Source organism: Aeribacillus composti (assembly GCF_031760945.1).
Classification (GTDB): domain Bacteria; phylum Bacillota; class Bacilli; order Bacillales; family Aeribacillaceae; genus Aeribacillus; species Aeribacillus composti.
On the sequence record NZ_CP134501.1, the window covers coordinates 1,873,688 to 1,894,575 of the forward strand.

Sequence of the window (20,888 nt, forward strand, 5' to 3'; positions counted from 1 at the left end):
ACTAGAGGTAAGAAAGGGGGATATGACGGAATGACTATGAAAGCTAAGCTTTTTGCTTTAATGGCAGGTTTTGTTTTTTTGTTATTGTCCAGCACGTTTCTAGTATTATGGTTGGAAAGAAACACTTTAGAGAAAAAAGGGAATGAAATAACTGATGAAGTATGGAAGGAAGCGGAAACAAAATTAGAGGTGGAAGTGGAGGCGTTTGCGAATCAAATTTCCAGAAATTTAGTTGAACTTGAGCAGTCGATGGAGAAAAATATGCTGAATGCAGCCTATTTATTGCAGGAGCAGGATCGGGGGAGAACGTTACATAACGAAGATTTGAAGCGTTTGGCAGAGCAAACAGGGATGACAGATTTTTATCTGACAAATCGAGATGGAATTTTTGTCGCATCTACAGAGAAAGCGGCACTAGGGAGTAATTTATTTGATATTTGGGACGGATATCGCAAATTGCTGACGGGTGAAGAGCAGATGCTGCCTTCAACCTTGACGATCAAAGCAGAGACCGGAGAGATTTTCAAGTTTATGGCCATTCCCCGCGCTGATGGAAAGGGAATTGTCGAATCGGCGTTAGATGTAAGCAATTTTGAATCGTCGCTCGCCCGTCACATCCAAGAGAAGGAAGAAGTGAAAGCAATTTATTTGTTTGATCCCAAACAAGTCGTATTGATGGAAACATTAAAGAAAGAACAGCGATTGCTGTGGGAAAAAGGAAAGGCTGCAAAAAACGAAAATGTTCAGTCAGTCTTTTCTTCCGGAAAAACTCGGATTTTCCTGAAGGACAATCATGTGGAGGCTTATGTTCCGGTAAAAGCGGATGGAAATGTGCGTTATGTATTATATACCTTGTTAGATGCTGCCCCGTATTTCCAGCATGCCGAATCCACTAACCAAGTATTGCAGGAGTTTCAGCAGTTGATTAATGGGGTTGGATATAAAATCATGCTGGCGATTTTTATCTTTTCACTGTTGTTCCTCTTTGTCCTTTTTGGTGTGATCCGCTCGGTGTTAAAGCCGTTGAAATTTTTCTCTAGAGTCCTGCGGGAAGCAGGGGACGGGCAGGAAGTAAAATGGGAGCAAGTAAAAGCGAAAGAGTTAAAAGAGATTCAAGAAGCAATTACAGAAGTGGTACAAAAGTACCGGGAAATGCTGTCGGCAATCCAAGGCAATTTAGTTGCTGTCACAAAGACCCAGAAGGAATATCGTTCAGAGATGGATACAACGCTGGAGACATTGGAACAGGTTACCAAGGCTGTGACAGATAATGCACACAACAATCAACAGCAAGCTGAGCAGCTGAATGAAGCCGGGGAAATCGTGGAAAATATGTCCCGTACCTTGACGAATGTTTCCAGCATGACATCCGAGCTCGAAGACTTCTCAAACAATGCCAAGGGTCTAGCGGAAAGCAGTATTCGGGGGTTGGAAAATATTACGAATGTAATAGAAAATATCTACAAAGGAGTAGAAGAAAGCGGCAGCCGAATCGAAAAGCTAGCCAAAAGTTCAGAGGAAATTGGAGGAATTATTTCACTAATTAAAGGTATTGCGGAACAGACAAACTTGCTGGCGTTGAACGCAGCCATTGAAGCCGCTCGAGCTGGAGAACAGGGGAAAGGATTCGCTGTCGTGGCCGAAGAAGTCCGAAAACTGGCGGAGGAAAGCAGAAGGGCAACTGATAAGATTGCTCAAATCTTATTGGATATTCAGCGAGAAATTGCCAGTACGAAAGAAGGAAATGACAATCAATTGTCAGTTATTATAAGCAGCAGACAGGGAATTCAGCATGCGAACGATTCTATTCAGCATTTGATTGATGCTACGAAAGAGTCGTCAAGAAAGATTGCCCAGCTGGGAGATTCGGTTGAAACTATGTTTCAAAACGGCCAATGCGTGATTGATGTATTTGAGAATATGCACGGCAACATTCAATCCAATGCCGCAAACAGCGAGCAGCTGCTGGCCATGGTGGAAGAGGTGACGGGAGCGTTGAAGAGATTGAGGGATTTGTTGAATAACATGACAAATTCCACCAAAAAATTAGAGGAAGTAGCGGCTGCAACCCGCTAAAAATATGAATTGCTTATATAGAAAAGCCGCCGCAGCGGCTTTTTTTTTCCCAGAAGAAGAAAAAACAAATTGAACTGGAGAAATGAAAATATGAATGGTGTGGTTTATTATGGTATAGAGTGTAGGAAAAAATCAGACGGTTCGATTTTTCAACGGCTTCGTTACTTAACCTGTTTTACGAACTCATTGACAATTATCTGCAAATAGAATATTCTATAATTAGAAAAATATCTAAATATCTAATTTTTTTTGTTTCGTAATTAGATGATTTTCTAAATATCTAAATAGAATATTACTTATTTTTTTTAAAAGGTGGTGCGTTCTTTGTTATTTAACGAAGCGTTTAAAGCCATTGCTGATCCCACTAGAAGAAAGATTCTTTCCTTGCTGAAAAGTGGGGATTTAACCGCTGGTGAAATTGCTTCCCATTTTGATATGCAGAAACCGAGCGTGTCGCATCATTTAAAAATTTTAAAGCAAGCGGATTTGATTCAAGATCAACGCGTCGGACAGCATATTTATTATTCGTTAAACACAACCGTCTTTCAAGATTTAATGAGTTGGTTTTATGATTTTTTACAAAAGGAAGGGGATAAATGATGAGAACAAATCGCTTCGTGGTCATGTTGACGGTTTTTAGTTATTTGTTAAGTTTGATTGCGATCCCATATCTACCTGATGAAGTGGCCACTCATTGGAATACGGCTGGTGAAGCGGATGGGTACAGTAGCAAATGGTTTGGGGCGTTTAGTCTCCCTTTCATTATGACTTCAATCGTATTGTTAATGACACTTTTACCAAAAATGGATCCGAAAAAAGCAAACTATGAAAAATTTAAAGGGAGCTATAACATAATAATCAACGTATTAGTGATCTTTTTTATTGCTCTTCATATCGTGACATTAGCCTATAACCTAGGGTTTCCTGTAGATGTGGATTTATTTGTGCCAATCGGAATCGGAGTTTTATTCATTGTATTAGGAAACTACATGCCTAAACTCAAACATAACTACTTCGTTGGGATTCGTACACCTTGGACGATAGCGAATGAAACAGTTTGGAACAAGACGCATCGTATAGGCGGAAAAGTGTTTGTGTTCATGGGATTAGCATTAATGTTGACGGTATTTATTGAAGGAATATGGGGTTTTATCTTGTTTTTAGCCGTTACATTGATCGGGGTTGTATATTTGTTTGTTAAATCCTACCTATATTTCCAGGAAGAACAACGGAATGGTTTGCGGTAAGTGAGCAAAATGAAAGAATAGTATGTTCGATTCAAGAACAACAGTCTTCTATTTTTTAAGCATGAATTTTGTATAATATTTACAAAAAAGATCCCGTCTTTTTCTTTCTGTTTATCATGAATAGGAATAACGATACGATATTGGAACGAGATAGGCTGATTTTTTATGTACTTTTAAAAAATCATAATAAAGAGAAAGTTTTAAAGTCAGTTTATACTGACGTTTTTTGCAGATTTGATATAAAGTTTGGTAGAAACTCTATTATAGAAGATGATAAAGAGCCATATTTATGCCATCTTTTTTTAACCGATATAATAAAAGCAAGAATATTCCGATATTAATTAAAAAAATACAGTAATAATTATAGGCATGATTATAATATTGAAATTTGTAATTAAGATTAAATGTTGGTTGGTTCAACCAAGATGAATCTTAAAATATATACATTCAATTGAATGGGGTAATCTGATGAAAATATTTGATGCGCATTTACATATTATTGATCCAAAGTTTCCATTATACGAAAATCAAGGCTTCTTGCCCGAGCCATTTACAACAGAGGATTATTTACAACATGTATATACAATTGATTTAGTAGGTGGAGCAATTGTTTCAGGCTCTTTTCAAAAGTTTGACCAAACATATTTGTTGGATGCATTACAAAAACTAGGGAAGAATTTTGTCGGTATAACACAGCTTCCATACGATACGTCCGACGAAGAAATTATTGAGCTAAATAAACACGGTGTCCGAGGACTGCGTTTTAATGTAAATCGCGGGGGTTCTGAGGACATTCGTCGATTAGATTATTTTGCTAAAAGAGTTTATGAGCTAGCTAATTGGCATACAGAATTGTATATTAATTCAAAAGAGCTGCCGGCTATCAAGCCAATTATCGCCCAACTTCCAGCAGTATCCATTGACCATTTAGGCTTGTCGAAGGAAGGATTTCCACATTTGCTTGCATTAGTTGAAATGGGTGTACGTGTAAAAGCAACAGGATTTGGACGAATTGATTTTGACCCGGTTGAAGCGATGAAAGATATCTATAAGGTGAATCCAGATGCCCTCATGTTTGGAACGGACCTGCCTTCTACAAGGGCAAAAAGACCATTCCGGTTTTCAGATATCGAATTAATCCAAGAGCATTTTGATGATAAAGCAGTTAAAAAAATCCTTTATCAAAATGCAATGGAATGGTACTGTAAATAAAGTAAAGTGGAATTAAGTACGAAAAAGGGAAATATAAAGCGAAAGTTTTCAAAAAAATTAAGCAAAGGAAACATTTAACGCCTTTTTATTGCATATTTATATTTTTATTCAAACAATGCATATACGACAAAATGGGATGTCTATTTAGATGGCATCCTCTTTTTTTGTTTTGGAGAAAATGGATTATGTCATGTTCTTCGCATGGAACTGTTTTCAACCTGCAGTTTTAAAAAAAAACAAATTGACTATCCAGTCAATTTTAATATAATGGAGTTGACTGCTCAGTCAATCCGTACAAAGCCACCCAAAGGAGGCGTAAGGATGAAAATTATCGATGTTAAAAATTTGACCAAAACGTATAAGAAGAACAGGGGAATTGTGAACTTAACGTTTTCAGTTGAAGAAGGGGAAATTTTTGGATTTATCGGTCCGAATGGAGCAGGCAAGAGCACAACCATTCGAACGCTTTTAAATTTCCTCTATCCGACCAGCGGGAGCGCTACGATTTTCGGGAAAGATATCGTCAAACAGTCAAAAGAAATTAGACAAAACGTGGGCTATTTGCCGTCTGAAGTTCATTTTTACGATGATATGAAAGTGATTGACTTATTAAAATACTCGGCAGGCTTTTACAAAAAATTTAACCAAAAAAGAATGAAAGAACTGGCAGAAAAACTTGATCTTGATCTCCATAAAAAAATTGAGGATCTCTCATTTGGCAATCGGAAAAAGGTTGGGATTGTCCAAGCGCTTTTGCATGAGCCAAAACTTCTAATCTTGGATGAACCGACAGGCGGACTCGACCCGCTTATGCAAAACACTTTTTTTGAAATTCTTACAGAGGAAAGAGAGAAGGGAACAACGATTATTTTCTCCTCTCATATTCTTTCTGAAGTGCAAAAGATGTGCGATCGGGTTGCCATTATTAAGGAAGGGGAGCTTGTTAAAGTAGAAACGATTGAAAATCTCACGAAAAACAATTTGAAAAATATTACCATTACGTTTGAACAAGCGAATGCAATTGACTTCGATCTGGAAGGAATAGTGAAAAAAGAAATAAACGGCAGTGAAATGACGCTGCTTTACAGCGGGGATATAAAGACGCTTCTAAATCAATTGAATACTATGCCGGTTCAAGATCTATTAATTGAAGAGCCGTCTCTCGAAGAAGTATTTATCCATTACTATGAGAAGTAAGGGAGGGATCTATATGATTTTTAAAAGAGAGTTGAAACGGAACTTAAAATCTTTGATTATTTGGAGCGTCGTACTCAGCGGTCTCATTTTATTGACGTTAAGTATTTATCCGCAGTTTGCTGAGCAGCAAAATGAAATGAACAAACTGCTTGAATCCTATCCGGAACCGATAAAAAAAGTGTTTGGAATGAATGAATTAAATCTTGGAGAGCTAATGGGTTTTTACGGAGTAGAAATATATATGATGACTACACTTTTAGGAAGCATCTACTCGGCCATTCTTGCATCCAATATACTGGCGAAGGAGGAAAATGAAAAGACGATTGAATTTTTGCTGTCAAAACCGGTCGGAAGAAGCAGAATCGTAACAGAAAAACTTTTGAGCGTTTTCGTAAATATATTGATCTTGAACGGAGTTTCAACGATAACAAGTATCATTGGATTTCAATTTGCAGATGACCCGGATGTACCGACAGACACATTTAGCTTACTAACCGTCGCAACCATTTTGCTTCATTTGACATTCGGTGCCATTGCGTTTATGTTGTCATCAATGTTGAAAAAAACAAGAAGCATCATGTCTGTCTCACTTGGGATTGTCTTAGCTGCCTATTTTATGAATGTGATGGCAGGGATTTCGGAAGACTTAGAAGTTCTAAAATATTTCAGCCCGTTTAAATATGTGGACGCCGCCCAAATTATTAATGATAATAAATTAGAGCCTCTTTATATGTTTATTATGGCTGCTGTCATTTTCATTAGTGTTATCACTTCATATATGGTATATAGAAAGAAGGATATTGCAGTTTAATGAAAATTGAGGTGTAAAAATTGTATTCAGCATTTGAAAAGCAGCCGCAGGAAAAGAAAGATTTGATTATCAAGGTGGCCATTGAGGAATTTGTAAAAAACGGTTATGAAAAAGCTTCTACAGATGTCATTACGAAGCGGGCGGGAATTTCTAAAGGAATCCTTTTTCATTATTTTAAGAGCAAGAAAAACTTATACCTTTATTTAGTCAATTATGTGAAAGATCTTCTAACGAAAGAAGTTATGGAAGCCATAAAACAAGCTAAAGCTGATGATTTCTTTGAAAGAATTAAAGAAATTGTCCTGATAAAACATAAAGTGACAGCGAAGTATCTGCTAGAAGCTCATTTTATTGCGGATGCTTTCGCCAATCCCCCTGTAGCAGTTAAAGAAATGGAAGAAATTATTAAGGAACACTACGAAACGTATCAGGAAGATTTTATGCTGGAGCATGTTTATATTAAAGACTTAATCCAAACGGAAAAACTGAGAGATGATATTTCCGTTGATACCGTGATCAATATGACGATGTTTATCGGTGAACAGCTCTCAAATAAGTACTTGACTCTATACAAAAATAAACAAATTGATATTGCTCATATTTTGGATTCTTCGATAAAGGAACTGAATGATTATCTTAAAATTGTGAAATATGGGATTTATAAACCGGAATAAATGTTGCTCCATTTTCCCGCGGCGAGTAGCTGCGGGATTTTTGCATATTAGCAGCAGTTGAAATAGTTACTCCAAAACAAAGAAGATTTAATTAAACTTTTTAACAAAAATTGATCTAAAAAAGCAAACTAAGAAAAATTTAAGGGCAGTTATATACAGAAAAGATCTGTCTGCCAGCGGATGGAATCACGTAGGCTAACCACTCCAATTGTAAAGCATAAAGCGCTATGCTCGTAAAATGTCATGAATATATAGCTAATCAGTGATAGATACGGTCCATAAAATCAGCCGTTATCAAGTAAACTTTTTCAAATTCATCGTTGCTAATAAGAGTCATCATCCTTTTTCATTATATTGGGAGAGGAAAACGATGCAAACAAACGTTGACCAGTGTACCCCATATACGACGATCTATCCAATATGAATTGCTATCAGTATCGGTCAATCGACATGAAGCTATGCAGTCGGTTGTTCCTGAGTGTTTTCGATGGTGAAAACATCAATGCATTTATCGTATTCGCAAATTGGTTGGATCGCCTTTAATGAAATATAGTATTTTCATTTTGCACGCTGATCGTCGTGTGGAAAAAAAACGGGAGAGACCATAGTAACCTATTATTTTTATAGTTGAAACTTTTTGAATATTAAATGTATAATAGCTGTTGTATTCATAAATTGGAAGGAGAAGAAATAATGGGGACTCTTGTAAAACTAAGCAATTTTGTCAGCAATACTTTTGCAATTTGGGTATTACTATTCGCAGCATTAGCTTTTTTTGAGCCAAAAGCATTTACATGGGTCGCCCCATATATTGTGCCGCTGCTAGGTATCGTCATGTTTGGAATGGGATTGACCTTGTCAGCCAATGATTTTAAGGAAGTCTTCGCACGTCCGATAGATGTACTGATTGGGGTAATCGCCCAATTTTTTATTATGCCGATTTTGGCCTTTTTGCTCGCTACCTTATTGCCTGTTTCACCTGAAGTAGCGATCGGCATCATTCTTGTTGGCTGCTGTCCTGGCGGAACGGCTTCCAATGTCATGACGTATTTGGCAAAAGGTGATACGGCGCTTTCAGTCGCTGTTACGTCCGTGTCAACCCTGCTTGCTCCCATTTTAACACCGTCCTTAATTTTGCTGCTTGCAGGGAAATGGCTGTCCGTTTCAGCCGGTGCTCTGTTTTGGTCAATCGTGAAAGTTGTACTTATTCCTATTATTCTCGGACTGATTGTACAAATGTTGTTTAAAAAACAAGTAAAAGCAACCGTTCAAATTCTTCCGCTCGTTTCCGTTATCGCTATTGTGGCTATCGTGGCTGCTGTCGTCGCTCAAAACCAGCAGGCTATCGCAAAAAGCGGGCTTCTTATTTTCCTTATCGTCGTTGCTCATAATGGGCTTGGATTGCTGATCGGCTACTGGTTTGCGAAGCTGCTTAAAATGTCAGAGCCGAAACAAAAAGCGATTTCTATTGAGGTCGGCATGCAAAATTCCGGACTTGGAGCTGCGCTGGCGACTGCTCATTTTTCGCCTATTGCCGCTGTTCCAAGCGCAATTTTTAGCGTTTGGCATAACATCTCTGGACCGATTGTGGCGACCTATTTCCGTAAAAAAAGTGAAAAGAAGGAAAGCAATCAATCAACGATTACAACATGATCTATAAAGATTAGCAGCACAGACCAATGACCAAGGTCTGTGCTGTTATTTTTGTAGTAAAAAGTGGTACTTGAGTTACTTTAAGGGCTAAATCTGTTGCTGTTGTTCCGTTAGGCAGCTCGCCAACAAGTCTTACTCTGATGACCGTGACAGAGCCAGAACTATAAATCTTTTGTTGTTCATCAAATGCAGTTGGGACGTTTTCTAATCCCAAAAATACCTTGATACGCTTTATTATTGTTTCGAAATATTTAATTTTGTCAGGCTGTCGATGTGTAAACGTGACGAAACTCCTCAAATGCTATTTATGTATGAGTGGAATGTAAAAAATTTGTTCCATTAACAAAAATGTTTTTTATTTACAATTAACATTTGACAATTCTTAGTAAATCGTTTATAGTAAATTTAAACTTAAGATCGGAAGGGTGAACTGACCTAATGAAGTACTAATCCTATTTATGAAAGGTTACAATTGAAGGCTATGTTTAGCAGACAATCTCTGCTGTGTTTGCAATGACTTCAATTGTCGTTTTTTCAGAATAGGATTGGTCTTCTATAGGTGGATCTAAAAGAATAGTTTCTTTTTGGTGTGCCCCTAAATATTTATGCCTCCTATTCTGAATGTATATAGGAGGCATTTTTTTGTCTCCTAAGTTAGTACAAAGGAGATGTTCATATGCTCTTATTAGAAGCTCATCATATAAAGCACTATGTACAGGATCGTTTATTACTAGATGTGGATCGATTGGAAATCCATCAAAAAGATCGAATTGGATTAGTTGGTCGAAATGGAAGCGGGAAAACGACGTTACTTCATATTTTAGCTAAAAAAATTTCTTCAGAGGAAGGGAGCGTTATTCAACATACTCAATGTGAACTTTTGCCGCAGTTTAAACGAACAGATACAACAAAAAGCGGTGGTGAAGTGACGCAAGAATATATTCAAAAAGCTTTTGTGAAAGATCCAGAGCTTTTACTTGCAGACGAACCAACGACAAATCTCGATACAGACCATATTGAATGGTTAGAAAAGAAACTGAAAGAGTGGCAGGGGGCATTTATCATTGTTTCACATGATCGCGAATTTTTGGATGCTCTTTGTACGACCATATGGGAAATCAATGAAGGAAAGATTAAGGAATATACAGGCAATTACAGCGATTATGTAGAACAAAAAGAAGTAGAGAGACGTCAAGAACAGTTAGCGTATGAAAAATACGAGAAAAAGAGAAAGCAGTTAGAAGAAGCATTAAAATTAAAAGAGAAAAAAGCGGAAAGAGCAACAAAGACTCCTAAAAAGGTAAGTAAATCAGAGGCGAAAATTACTGGAGCGAAGCCGTACTTTGCCAAAAAGCAAAAGAAGCTGCAAAAAACAGCGAAAGCCATTGAAACGAGATTAGAAAAACTTGAAAAGGTAGAAAAAGTGAAAGAACTCCCGCCGCTTAAGATGAACTTGCCGAATGCAGAAGCGTTTAAAAATCGAATTATCTTACGTGTAGAGGATGTAACAGGCAGGATTAGCGAACGTGTACTTTGGAGCAATGCAAGCTTCTATGTACGCGGTGGTGATAAATTAGCGATTATCGGTCCAAATGGAAGTGGAAAAACGACGCTTGTAAAAAAGATCATCAACGAAGAGCCTGGCATTACACTTTCCCCGGCTGTGAAAATGGGGTACTTTAGCCAAAATTTAAATATATTAGATGTGGAAAAATCTATTATTGAGAATGTCCAGTCTTCTTCTAAACAGAATGAAACACTTATTCGGACGGTTCTTGCGAGAATGCATTTCTTCAGAGATGATGTATATAAGCCAGTAGAGGTTTTGAGCGGCGGTGAGCGGGTAAAAGTTGCGCTGGCAAAACTATTTTTAAGTGATATCAATACGTTAATTTTAGATGAACCGACGAATTTTCTTGATACGGAATCTGTTGAAGCATTAGAGTCTCTTCTAAAAGAGTATGAAGGAAGCGTGATCTTCGTCTCCCACGATCGCCGATTCATTGAAAATATCGCTACACGAATTTTGGCAATACGTAATCAAAAGATTGCACTTTTTGAAGGAACCTATCAGCAATATAAACATGCTCAACTGCAAAAAACTCGAGACACTGCAAAAGAAAAACGTCTCTTACTCGAAACAAAAATATCAGAAGTACTAAGTCGCTTAAGTATCGAACCATCTAAAGAATTAGAAATGGAATTTCAAAAACTTTTACGAGAAAAAAGGGAATTGGACAAGTTTGAATAATTGCGAAGAATTCTTTTTTGAACCAAAGGTAATTTCGATGTATAGCTTTTATTTAAAGAGCAATACCAATATCGTCTTGGACAGTTGAGCAAAAAATACAGAAAAGATTTTACAGGAAGTGATGAAACTGCTTGGATCACGATCATTTAAAGCTTATAAAATGATCACGTGTATGTGTTAAGCACAAAATGCTGTCACAAACTTCAGGTATTATTGTTTTCTAAAGGGATCAGATGGTGGAGAATCAGGGAGATTAATGGACAGCTTCTTCAAGAAAATGTTGTATAAAAGCGGAATAATTGCTAGTTTTCTTTGACTTTTTCAGATAAGATCTCTATAATAATCGGTGTACTGAAAATTTAAAGGAGGATTATTAAAAAGTGTATTCTGTCAGATTGCGTTTCCCAGCTTTGAACTAAGTAATTAAATACGTTCAAAGGCTCTGCTTGTGAATGCAGAGTAATGGGAGCAGTCTGTCCTTTTTTAATAATCTTCATTTCATATAGAAAATATGTAATATGAAGACAGACGGGTCTCGTCTGTCTTTTTTATATATGTATAATTATCCTTCTTTTATTTAGCAAAAGGAAGGTTTATCCCGCTTTAACGGGCAATAAGTCCCCGCTTCAAGACTAAAGCTGAAATAATAAGTCTAAGTGGGGAATAACTGCCCGTAAAAGCCCGATTGGTTTAGCTAACCATCAGTGGGGATGAAGGCCGATTAAAAACGCAGCGTCATCATTTCTTCATCGGCACTAGCACATGTCGCCCACTGATGGAAGTTTCACTTTATTTGGTGACGGCTTCAAATAGCCCCGTAATTTAAATAAGGATGGGTCTTCTTCCCTTTACTCTGAATCACAGGCAGATCGCCTGTGTTTTTTATTTGGAAAGGGAGAGATCACATGACCAAAAAAATCAAAAGTGCAGAACTTGTTAGTGAATTTGTAGCGGCATTCAGATGTCCACTCTGTAAAAGTTCGATGAGGGTTGTTGATTTGAAAAGCCTAATATGCTCTAAAAATCATACTTTTGATTTCACTAAACAAGGATATGTAAACTTGATGACTCGTTCCTCTACTAGTCATTACAAGAAGGAATTGTTTGAAGCAAGACGCAAAATCATTATGGAAAGCGACTTATACACATTCGTGCATGAAGCGATTGCAAGGTCGATAAAGGAGTATATGGACGTTTCTTTTAAACCTTTAATGGTTGCAGATGTAGGGTGCGGAGAGGGCTCCCATTTACAAAGGATTTTGGACGAATGTAAGGTTTCGGCAATGACTGGGGTTGGTCTTGATATTTCAAAGGAAGGCATTGCCATGGCTGCGAAGAGATACGAAAACCAAATTTGGTTAGTAGGTGACTTGGCAACATCACCGCTTGCGGATCAATCGTTTCATGTAATTCTAAATATCTTATCTCCCGCCAATTACAAAGAATTCAAGAGGATATTAGTTGAAGATGGACTTGTCATTAAAGTTATTCCTCGTCCTCATTATTTGAAAGAGCTGAGAGATGAACTATTTGATCACAACGAAAAAAAGGTCTATAAAAATGATCAAACAGTGTCGCTTTTCAAAAAACATCTCCATCTACTGGATGTGCAGCATTTATGTTACACAAAGAACCTTAATAAAGCTGATCTTAAACACTTGGTGCAAATGACCCCGCTAGCATGGTCTGCGGATAAAGGGCGTATTGATGCGTTTATAAATCGGGATTCGGCTGAGATCATGGTGGATTTGGAAATTTTAGTAGGCGTAAAGAAAACATTTGCAACAAGAATGGGGGCTGCGAATCATGGAAAAAGTATTGATTGAGTTAAATAATATTGAAGTTTCATTTTCCGGCCAACTTGTATTAAATATTCCTCGACTGGCCGTACACCAATTTGATCGTATCGGGATTGTCGGAAAAAACGGGGCCGGAAAGAGTACGTTGTTGAAGCTTTTGGCAGGCCAAATTACGCCTGATAAAGGTCAAGTACATCGCTTTGCCGATTTTGCTTATTTTGATCAGCTGTCAAGACCGGTTAAACGTGAAATCGATTATAAATTGCTAGGAAGGTTGTCAATCCCGCAAACAGAAGTGAAAAATTTAAGCGGCGGAGAACAAACTCGTTTGAAATTAGCGGAAATTTTCTCCACCTATCATGAAGGTTTATTAATAGACGAGCCGACAACACACTTAGATGAGGACGGTGTGCAGTTTTTCATTGATGAGCTAAGTTATTACTATGGCGCGCTTGTTCTTGTAAGCCATGATCGCCATGTGCTGGATGAACTCGTTACAAAAATTTGGGAGGTAGAAGACGGGCGTGTAACGGAATATACGGGGAATTATTCAGACTACGCAGAACAAAAAAAGCTCACTCGGAATAGACAGCTTAAAGAGTACGAAAAATACGTGAAAGAAAAAACGCGTCTTTTAAAAGCAGCTGAGGAGAAAATGAAAAAGGCTGAAAAAATTACTCAGCCAAATAAACGTATGTCAAAAAAGGAAACAAAAGCAAAGGCAAATAAAATGTTTATGACGAAATCAAAGGATACAAGCCAAAAGGCGATTCAACGTGCAGCAAAAGCGATTGAGCAGCGTGCGGAGCAACTCGAAGCAGTAGAGGCGCCAAAAAAGGAACAAACCCTTTATTTTCCTCAGCCAGCTGCTCTCAAACTGCACAATAAGTTTCCCATTATGGCGGATCGATTGACGCTTAAGGCAGGAAATAAAATTCTGCTTAAAGAAGCCAGTTTCCAATTCCCATTAGGGAGCACGGTCGCTATCACGGGAAAAAATGGTTCAGGGAAAACAACACTCCTTCGTCATATCATCCAGCAAGGGGAAGGAATTATTCTTTCTCCGAAAGCTGTCATCGGATCATATAAACAAATGGGCTATCAATTTGAAAAGAACGAAACAGTAGTTTCATTTATGAAAGAACGAAGCGACTATCATGAAAGTAAGATTCGTGCAGTTCTGCACGCAATGAATTTTACAGGAAATGATTTAGAAAAGAACGTCCGCAATTTAAGCGGTGGCGAAGCTATCCGTCTAGTTTTGTGTCAACTATTTTTAGGAAGATACAATATACTGATTTTAGATGAACCGACCAATTTTTTGGATGTTTTTTGTATTGAAGCGTTAGAGCGTTTTTTAAAAGGATATGAAGGAACTGTTATCCTCGTATCGCATGATCGCATGTTTATTGATCGTGTCGCAGATCATATATATGTCATGGAAAACCAACAATTGAAGCTAAGAAACTGAAGCAGGGAAGACGTTCCTGCTTCTTTTTTATAAGAATCCTTTTTAGGCGGGTGATTTTTTAATAAGAAATTGTATAGTGTGAACGCTTATTTTTCAAAAATAGAACTATGTGCTAAATGAACATTGAAATAAAATAATGAAAATAATTAAACAAGAAGGTAAAGGAAAAATGGAAGTTTAAGGAGAAGAAAAAGGATTAAAAACAGAGAATTCTTTAAAGGGCATCAAACAGAAGCATAATGGATGCTTTTCACTCTAGAGCAAACAATCAAAATAAATTTGCTATTTACTGATTGTTAAAGTTTTTAATAAAAATGTTATGTTAACTGTATGGTGAGTCGGGATACAACCAAAGATTCCAGCCCTTTGTTTCTTTGTGATACAGTTAGAAAAAAGAGGATGGGTGATTGGGAATCATTCATTTTTCCATTGGTCATGTTTGCTTTTCTTATTGCTTTTGCACGTGCAGTGTTCTTGTAGTCAAATCATTAGTCATGAGAAAAGTTCAGCACAAATTGATAAGAAGCTGGATAGAATCATTGAACTGTTAGAGAAACAAAGCAAAGGATAACCTATTCTTTTAGACGGTTTAAGGAGGCCGTTTTACAACATAGAATTAGACAAAAACTAACCTAAAAACATTGTGTCTGAGGGGGAACGATTGCCTTCAGGGAGATTTCAAGAAGTACCTATTTATCCAACGGCACTCAAATGTATGCCGATCCTGCGGCACGAACATTGTATCTGTACCAATGGATGAAGATGGAATGAGAATTTATGAAACATGCGAACTTAGATTAATACATACTATTCCGGAATTTTTTTAAGTCAGGAAAGAAAAAAACAACTATTAACTCTTGTGCGAAGATATCAAACGATTGTTTTATAAGAGAGAAAAACAAACAAATCAAAGCAATATCTGTGTCTTCTTGATCAGTTCCTTACCTACAACATTCATCTGGCAACCCGATGTATCATGCCTTGATAGCGATGGTTAGATTTAAAAAATCCTAAACGGTACTGCACAAGCAAACTAAGGAGTTCAGTAAACGCTTTTGAATAAAAAATCCTTCTGTACAAAAAAGAAAATACCCACAAAATTTTGACTCAATCTTATTAAACGAGGATTGACATTTGGGGCATTTATTACGTATTTTATAGATAACAGCTATAAAATATTTAACTTTTCTAAAAATTGTGTTAATATAAGCTGATGAAGGAGATTTTCTATGGCAAATAAAACTTTAAAAGAAAGAATTATCGATACGGCTCTGCATCTTTTTGAACAATACGGCTATCATGGGGTTACTGTCGATCGGATTGTCACAGAAATCAACGCATCAAAAGGCGGCTTTTATCATAATTTTAAATCAAAAGATGAACTTCTTTATCACATTCACGACGTGTTTATCACCTATGTGCTCAACAAGGCACAGGCGGCCTATGAAAACTACAAAACCCCAACAGAGCGTTTATGTGCTATTATTCAATCATTTGTAAAAGTATTTCATTTATATAAGCCGCATATAACGGTGTTTTATCAAGAAAGCAATTATTTAAAGCCGGAGTATGCACAAAAAATTAATGAAAAACGTGATGAGTTTAAGCAGGTGATTTTTCGGGTCATTCGCGAAGGAATTGACGCAGGCGAGTTTCGCCCAGAGCTTTCAGTGGAAATTACAGGAATGACGATTATTGGCATGGTGAACTGGACGTATAAATGGTATAAGCCGGAAGGGCCGATGACAATCGAGCAAATTGCCGACTATTTTATTGATTTTATTTTGCATTCTGTCCTTACAGAAAAGGCTAAGCAAAAGGCGGAAAATATCATTTATTTCATCAAAAGCAAGCAGGCTTCGCTTCAATCATTTTAAAATTTAAAAAATGATTTTTAGTTAACGTAAATTTTTCATGAAAAACAAACCGACTAGTCGGTTTTAGAATAATATGTTAGAAATGGGGGAGAGAGCATGAATTTTGAACTTACAAAAGAGCAACAGATGATTAAAGAAATGGTAAGGGAGTTTGCTGAGAAGGAAATTGCACCAAACGCAGCGAAATGGGATGAAGAAGCCTATTTTTCCATCGAAATATTCAAAAAGATGGGAGAGCTAGGGCTATTGGGAATCCCGTTCCCAGAAGAATATGGCGGAGCTGGTGGCGATACGATTTCATATGCTGTTGCTGTAGAGGAAATTGGCCGCGCCTGTGGCGGAACAGGTCTTAGCTATGCTGCTGCTGTCTCATTAGGTTCAAGCCCTATTTACTATTTTGGTACAGAAGAGCAAAAGCAAAAGTGGCTTGTTCCGATGGCAAAAGGAGAGGCGTTGGGAGCGTTTGGGTTAACTGAACCGAATGCCGGTTCAGATGCTGGCGGAACCCGAACGAGAGCGGTGCTTGACGGAGATGAATATGTGATTAATGGAGAAAAATGCTGGATTACGAATGCAGGGCATGCAAGACAAGTGATTGTCACCGCAGTGACCGGAAAGGATGACAAGGATAAAAACATCATCTCTGCTTTCATTGTTCCAACAAACGCTCCGGGATTTACGATTCAATGCAATTACGACAAAATGGGTGTCCGTGCCTCGAATACGTGCGAGCTTGTGCTTGAAAATGTACGCGTGCCGAAAGAGAACATATTAGGGGATCCGGCAAAGGGATTTAAGCAATTTTTATATACTCTAGATGGCGGTCGCATTTCGATTGCTGCTCTTGCCGTTGGCATCGCTCAAGCCGCGTTTGAGAAAGCGCTTCAATATGCGAAGGAACGGAAACAATTTGGTCAATCCATTTCTAAATTCCAAGCGATTCAATTTAAGCTTGCCGATATGGCGATGGAAATCGAATTAGCCCGCAGCATGGTGTATAAAGCGGCCTGGCTAAAAGATCAAGGGAAACCGTTTACAAAAGAAGCCTCTTTCGCTAAACTGTTCGCTTCTGAAGCTGGCTTCCGCATATGTAATCAGGCAATTCAAATTCATGGAGGATACGGGTATATGAAAGAATATGGGGTCGAGCGCCATTTGCGCGATATTAAGCTCATGGAAATTGGTGAAGGCACATCAGAAATTCAGCGGCTCGTTATTGCCCGTCAGCTTGGATGTTAAAGGACAGAAAAATGGAGAGGATGAAAATTTATTTAAACAAAGGAGGCGCATGTTATGACGGAGATGTTAGAGGTTACGGTTGGCAAACTATTAGAAGAAAAAGCGAATGCTTATCCAGAGCATGAGGCTGTTGTGTATGCAGATCGCGGACTTAGAATGACATACAGGCAGTTTGATGAATATTGTCGTCTTGTTGCTCGAAGCTTAATGAAACTGGGCATTCAGTCAGGAGAGCATATTGCAATTTGGGCAACCAACACTCCTGAATGGCTGGCATGCCAGTTTGCTACAGGCAAAATGGGGGCTGTACTTGTGACGGTCAACACGAACTACCGTACAGCTGAATTAGAATACTTATTGAAGCAATCAGATTCCACGACCCTTCTTTTAATCGAACAATATCGCGATACCTCTTACATTGACACGATCTATGAGATTGCCCCGGAGCTGTACGAATGTCAGCCAGGACAGCTGAAGGCGAAGCGTCTTCCACGTCTAAAAAATGTCATCGTTCTTGGTGATAAGCGTTACCCTGGCACATATACATGGAATGATCTTTTGGCGATGGCTCAAGATACCGCTGAAGATGAACTCGATCAACGAATGAACTCCCTTGACCCGCATGATGTCATCAACATGCAATACACTTCAGGAACGACAGGATTTCCAAAAGGAGTTATGCTCAGCCACTACAACATTATCAACAACGCCTACAATATTGCTCAATGCATGAAACTCACGAAAGATGATCGTTTATGTATTCCTGTGCCATTTTTTCACTGCTTTGGCTGCGTGCTTGGCGTCTTAGCATGCGTCTCTGTCGGCGCTACGATCGTACCAATACAAGAATTCAATGCTACCCAAGTGCTTCAAACGGTTCAAGACGAAAAATGCACCGCTTTACATGGTGTGCCGACCATGTTTATTGCTGAGTTGAACGATCCTGATTTCGAAAAATACGATCTGTCTTCATTGCGGACAGGAATTATGGCGGGATCAAATTGTCCAATTGAAGTAATGAAGGCGGTTATCGAAAAAATGGGAGCCAAAGAAATTACGATTGCTTATGGACAAACTGAATCTTCGCCTGTCATTACTCAGACGAGAACGGATGATCCTATTCATTTGCGCGTCGAGACAGTCGGGCGTGCTCTTCCAAACGTTGAAGTCAAAATAGTCGAACCAGGCACAAACAAGGAAGTACCGTACGGTGTGCAAGGAGAGCTATGTACGCGAGGGTATCATGTCATGAAAGGATATTATAACAATCCGGAAGCGACGAAAGAAGCGATTGATGAGGAAGGATGGCTCCGTACAGGCGACTTAGCAATAATGGATGAAAATGGATATTGCCGCATTACTGGAAGACTAAAGGATATGATCATCCGCGGCGGAGAAAACATTTATCCACGGGAAATTGAAGAATTTTTATATCAGCATCCGAAAATTCTAGATGTTCAAGTGGTCGGTGTACCTGATGAAAAATACGGAGAAGAAGTAATGGCGTGGATTATATTAAAACCAGGGCAAACTGCGACGGCTGAAGAAGTTCAAGAATTTTGCCGCGGAAAAATATCGCGTCATAAAATCCCCCGTTATATTGAATTTACCGATTCGTATCCGATGACAGCATCCGGAAAAATTCAAAAATTTAAATTGCGCGAGCAGGCAAAACAAATTCTTAGTACAAAGACAACACATGAATAGGAGGAGTTGCATGTTTAAAAAAGTGTTAGTGGCCAATCGGGGAGAAATTGCAGCTCGAGTCATTCGAACGTGCCGGCGGTTAGGAATTCAGACAGTAGCCATATACTCAGAAGCAGATGCTGATTCGCTCCATGTAAAATGGGCAAACGAAGCTTATTTAATTGGAAAGCCGCATGTCAGTGAAAGTTATTTGAATATTGACAAAATCATTGACGTTGCAAAAGCGACGAAAGCGGAAGCGATTCATCCAGGATATGGTCTCTTGTCGGAAAACCCGACATTTGCGCACCGTTGTGAAGAGGAAGGAATTGTATTTATCGGACCGAATGCTGATGTTATTGCGAAAATGGGAAGTAAGATTGAGTCGCGGAAAACAATGTCAGAAGCAGGCGTGCCGATCGTCCCCGGCATCTCCTTTCCGCTTCAAAATGTCGAGGAAGCAGCAAGCACAGCAGCGACGATCGGTTATCCTATTATGTTAAAGGCGTCTTGCGGCGGTGGCGGTATCGGAATGCAAATCGTCCATAATGAAGAGGAATTGCACAAAGTGTTTGAAGGCAACCAAAAGCGGGCGACTTCCTTCTTCGGCGATGGGGCGATGTATTTGGAAAAGTATATTCAGAATCCGCGCCATATTGAAGTTCAGCTTCTTGCTGACCACTACGGGAATTATGTGTATTTATGGGAACGTGAATGTTCGATTCAGCGGCGTCACCAAAAGGTGATTGAAGAAGCTCCTTCTCTGTTTTTAGATGAGCAAACAAGAAAAAGAATGGGGGAGACAGCCATTCAAGCTGCTCAATATATTGGTTATACAAATGCAGGAACGATTGAATTTCTTGTTGATGAACAGAAAAACTTCTACTTTCTTGAAATGAATACGCGTCTTCAGGTAGAGCATCCAGTAACTGAGGAAATCACCGGTCTGGATCTTGTCGAAGAGCAGCTGCGCATCGCTGCCGGGGAAAAGCTCGGCTATAGCCAAGATCACATCCAGCGTCAAGGGCATGCCATCGAGGCGCGGATTTACGCAGAGGATCCAAAAACATTTTTTCCATCCCCCGGAACCATTACTGAGCTTCAATTACCGGAGGGAGAGCATATTCGCAATGAAACAGCTGTTCAAAGCGGAATGGTCGTAACGCCGTTTTATGATCCAATGATTGCTAAATTAATTGTAAAAGGCGAAAACCGAAAGGAAGCGATTAATCGCATGCTGCAAGCGCTTGGCAGCTATCAAATTGAAGGAATTAAAACAAACATTCCAATGCTAAAAAAAGTGTTGGCACACCCAGAATTTCAAGCGGGACATACAACAACCGATTTTGTAAATCGGCATTTAAGCAGCGTTTCTATCAAAAAATAAGATATTGATCAAGTCTTCTACTTTTCTTGATTAGAGAGTGGAAGACCTTCAATCTGCAAGCTCAGGAAATGGAGGAGTAAAAAGATGAATCAAATTGCTGCAATAATGGCAGGGAATGTATGGAAAGTTATTGTTTCTGTCGGAGAAAACATTGAGAAAGGGCAAGATGTCGTGATTTTAGAATCAATGAAAATGGAAATTCCTATTGCTGCAGAAGCAAACGGAATCGTTAAAGAAATTCATGTGAAGGAAGGCGATTTTGTCAATGAAGGCGATATTTTGCTTGAATTTGAATAAGAGGTGAGGCG

Annotated in this window: 16 protein-coding genes; all 16 read left to right on the forward strand. The window is 38.6% G+C overall.

Features of this window, described 5'->3' with window-relative positions; translation table 11 throughout:
* Positions 1-30: 30 nt before the first annotated feature.
* The 16 genes from RI196_RS09085 (at position 31) to RI196_RS09160 (ending at position 20,877) form a co-directional block, all read left to right on the forward strand.
* On the forward strand, positions 31-2,076 hold the full coding sequence (locus RI196_RS09085; protein WP_063389492.1) for a methyl-accepting chemotaxis protein: 2,046 nt from the start codon (positions 31-33) through the stop codon (positions 2,074-2,076).
* 324 nt (positions 2,077-2,400) lie between these two features.
* A complete protein-coding gene (locus RI196_RS09090) occupies positions 2,401-2,676 on the forward strand; it encodes an autorepressor SdpR family transcription factor (protein ID WP_144598020.1) in 276 nt (91 codons plus the stop codon).
* Complete coding sequence (locus RI196_RS09095) at positions 2,676-3,323, forward strand: SdpI family protein (protein WP_375338810.1); 648 nt, start codon at positions 2,676-2,678, stop codon at positions 3,321-3,323. Before RI196_RS09090 ends, RI196_RS09095 begins: the two co-directional genes overlap by 1 nt.
* Before the next feature lie 468 nt (positions 3,324-3,791).
* A complete protein-coding gene (locus RI196_RS09100) occupies positions 3,792-4,535 on the forward strand; it encodes an amidohydrolase family protein (protein ID WP_144598021.1) in 744 nt (247 codons plus the stop codon).
* A 321-nt stretch (positions 4,536-4,856) separates the two neighbouring features.
* Positions 4,857-5,732 carry an ABC transporter ATP-binding protein gene (locus RI196_RS09105; protein WP_311067292.1) on the forward strand — a complete coding sequence of 292 codons (876 nt, stop codon included), beginning with the start codon at positions 4,857-4,859 and terminating at the stop codon, positions 5,730-5,732.
* 13 nt (positions 5,733-5,745) lie between these two features.
* Complete coding sequence (locus RI196_RS09110) at positions 5,746-6,543, forward strand: DUF2705 family protein (RefSeq protein WP_066250675.1); 798 nt, start codon at positions 5,746-5,748, stop codon at positions 6,541-6,543.
* A gap of 20 nt (positions 6,544-6,563) precedes the next feature.
* Positions 6,564-7,217, forward strand: coding sequence for a TetR/AcrR family transcriptional regulator (locus RI196_RS09115; RefSeq protein ID WP_311067293.1), 654 nt, complete (start codon positions 6,564-6,566; stop codon positions 7,215-7,217).
* A 693-nt stretch (positions 7,218-7,910) separates the two neighbouring features.
* Positions 7,911-8,870: a bile acid:sodium symporter family protein gene (locus tag RI196_RS09120; RefSeq protein WP_144598436.1), complete on the forward strand. Its 960-nt coding sequence runs from the start codon at positions 7,911-7,913 to the stop codon at positions 8,868-8,870.
* Positions 8,871-9,546: 676 nt separating this feature from the next.
* Positions 9,547-11,121 (forward strand): Vga family ABC-F type ribosomal protection protein, encoded by a 1,575-nt coding sequence (locus tag RI196_RS09125; protein ID WP_311067294.1) that lies wholly within the window; start codon positions 9,547-9,549, stop codon positions 11,119-11,121.
* A gap of 905 nt (positions 11,122-12,026) precedes the next feature.
* A complete protein-coding gene (locus tag RI196_RS09130) occupies positions 12,027-12,947 on the forward strand; it encodes a putative RNA methyltransferase (protein WP_117017486.1) in 921 nt (306 codons plus the stop codon).
* Positions 12,928-14,391, forward strand: a complete 1,464-nt coding sequence (locus tag RI196_RS09135) for an Msr family ABC-F type ribosomal protection protein (RefSeq protein ID WP_311067295.1) — start codon at positions 12,928-12,930, stop codon at positions 14,389-14,391. Before RI196_RS09130 ends, RI196_RS09135 begins: the two co-directional genes overlap by 20 nt.
* 1,229 nt (positions 14,392-15,620) lie before the next feature.
* Complete coding sequence (locus tag RI196_RS09140; RefSeq protein WP_063389479.1) at positions 15,621-16,268, forward strand: TetR/AcrR family transcriptional regulator; 648 nt, start codon at positions 15,621-15,623, stop codon at positions 16,266-16,268.
* A 96-nt stretch (positions 16,269-16,364) separates the two neighbouring features.
* Positions 16,365-17,507, forward strand: a complete 1,143-nt coding sequence (locus tag RI196_RS09145; protein ID WP_311067296.1) for an acyl-CoA dehydrogenase — start codon at positions 16,365-16,367, stop codon at positions 17,505-17,507.
* Positions 17,508-17,570: 63 nt separating this feature from the next.
* Positions 17,571-19,214, forward strand: a complete 1,644-nt coding sequence (locus tag RI196_RS09150; RefSeq protein WP_117017491.1) for an AMP-binding protein — start codon at positions 17,571-17,573, stop codon at positions 19,212-19,214.
* A 10-nt stretch (positions 19,215-19,224) separates the two neighbouring features.
* Positions 19,225-20,580: an acetyl-CoA carboxylase biotin carboxylase subunit gene (locus RI196_RS09155; RefSeq protein ID WP_311067298.1), complete on the forward strand. Its 1,356-nt coding sequence runs from the start codon at positions 19,225-19,227 to the stop codon at positions 20,578-20,580.
* Positions 20,581-20,664: 84 nt separating this feature from the next.
* Complete coding sequence (locus tag RI196_RS09160) at positions 20,665-20,877, forward strand: acetyl-CoA carboxylase biotin carboxyl carrier protein subunit (RefSeq protein ID WP_311067299.1); 213 nt, start codon at positions 20,665-20,667, stop codon at positions 20,875-20,877.
* The last annotated feature ends 11 nt before the right edge of the window (positions 20,878-20,888 follow it).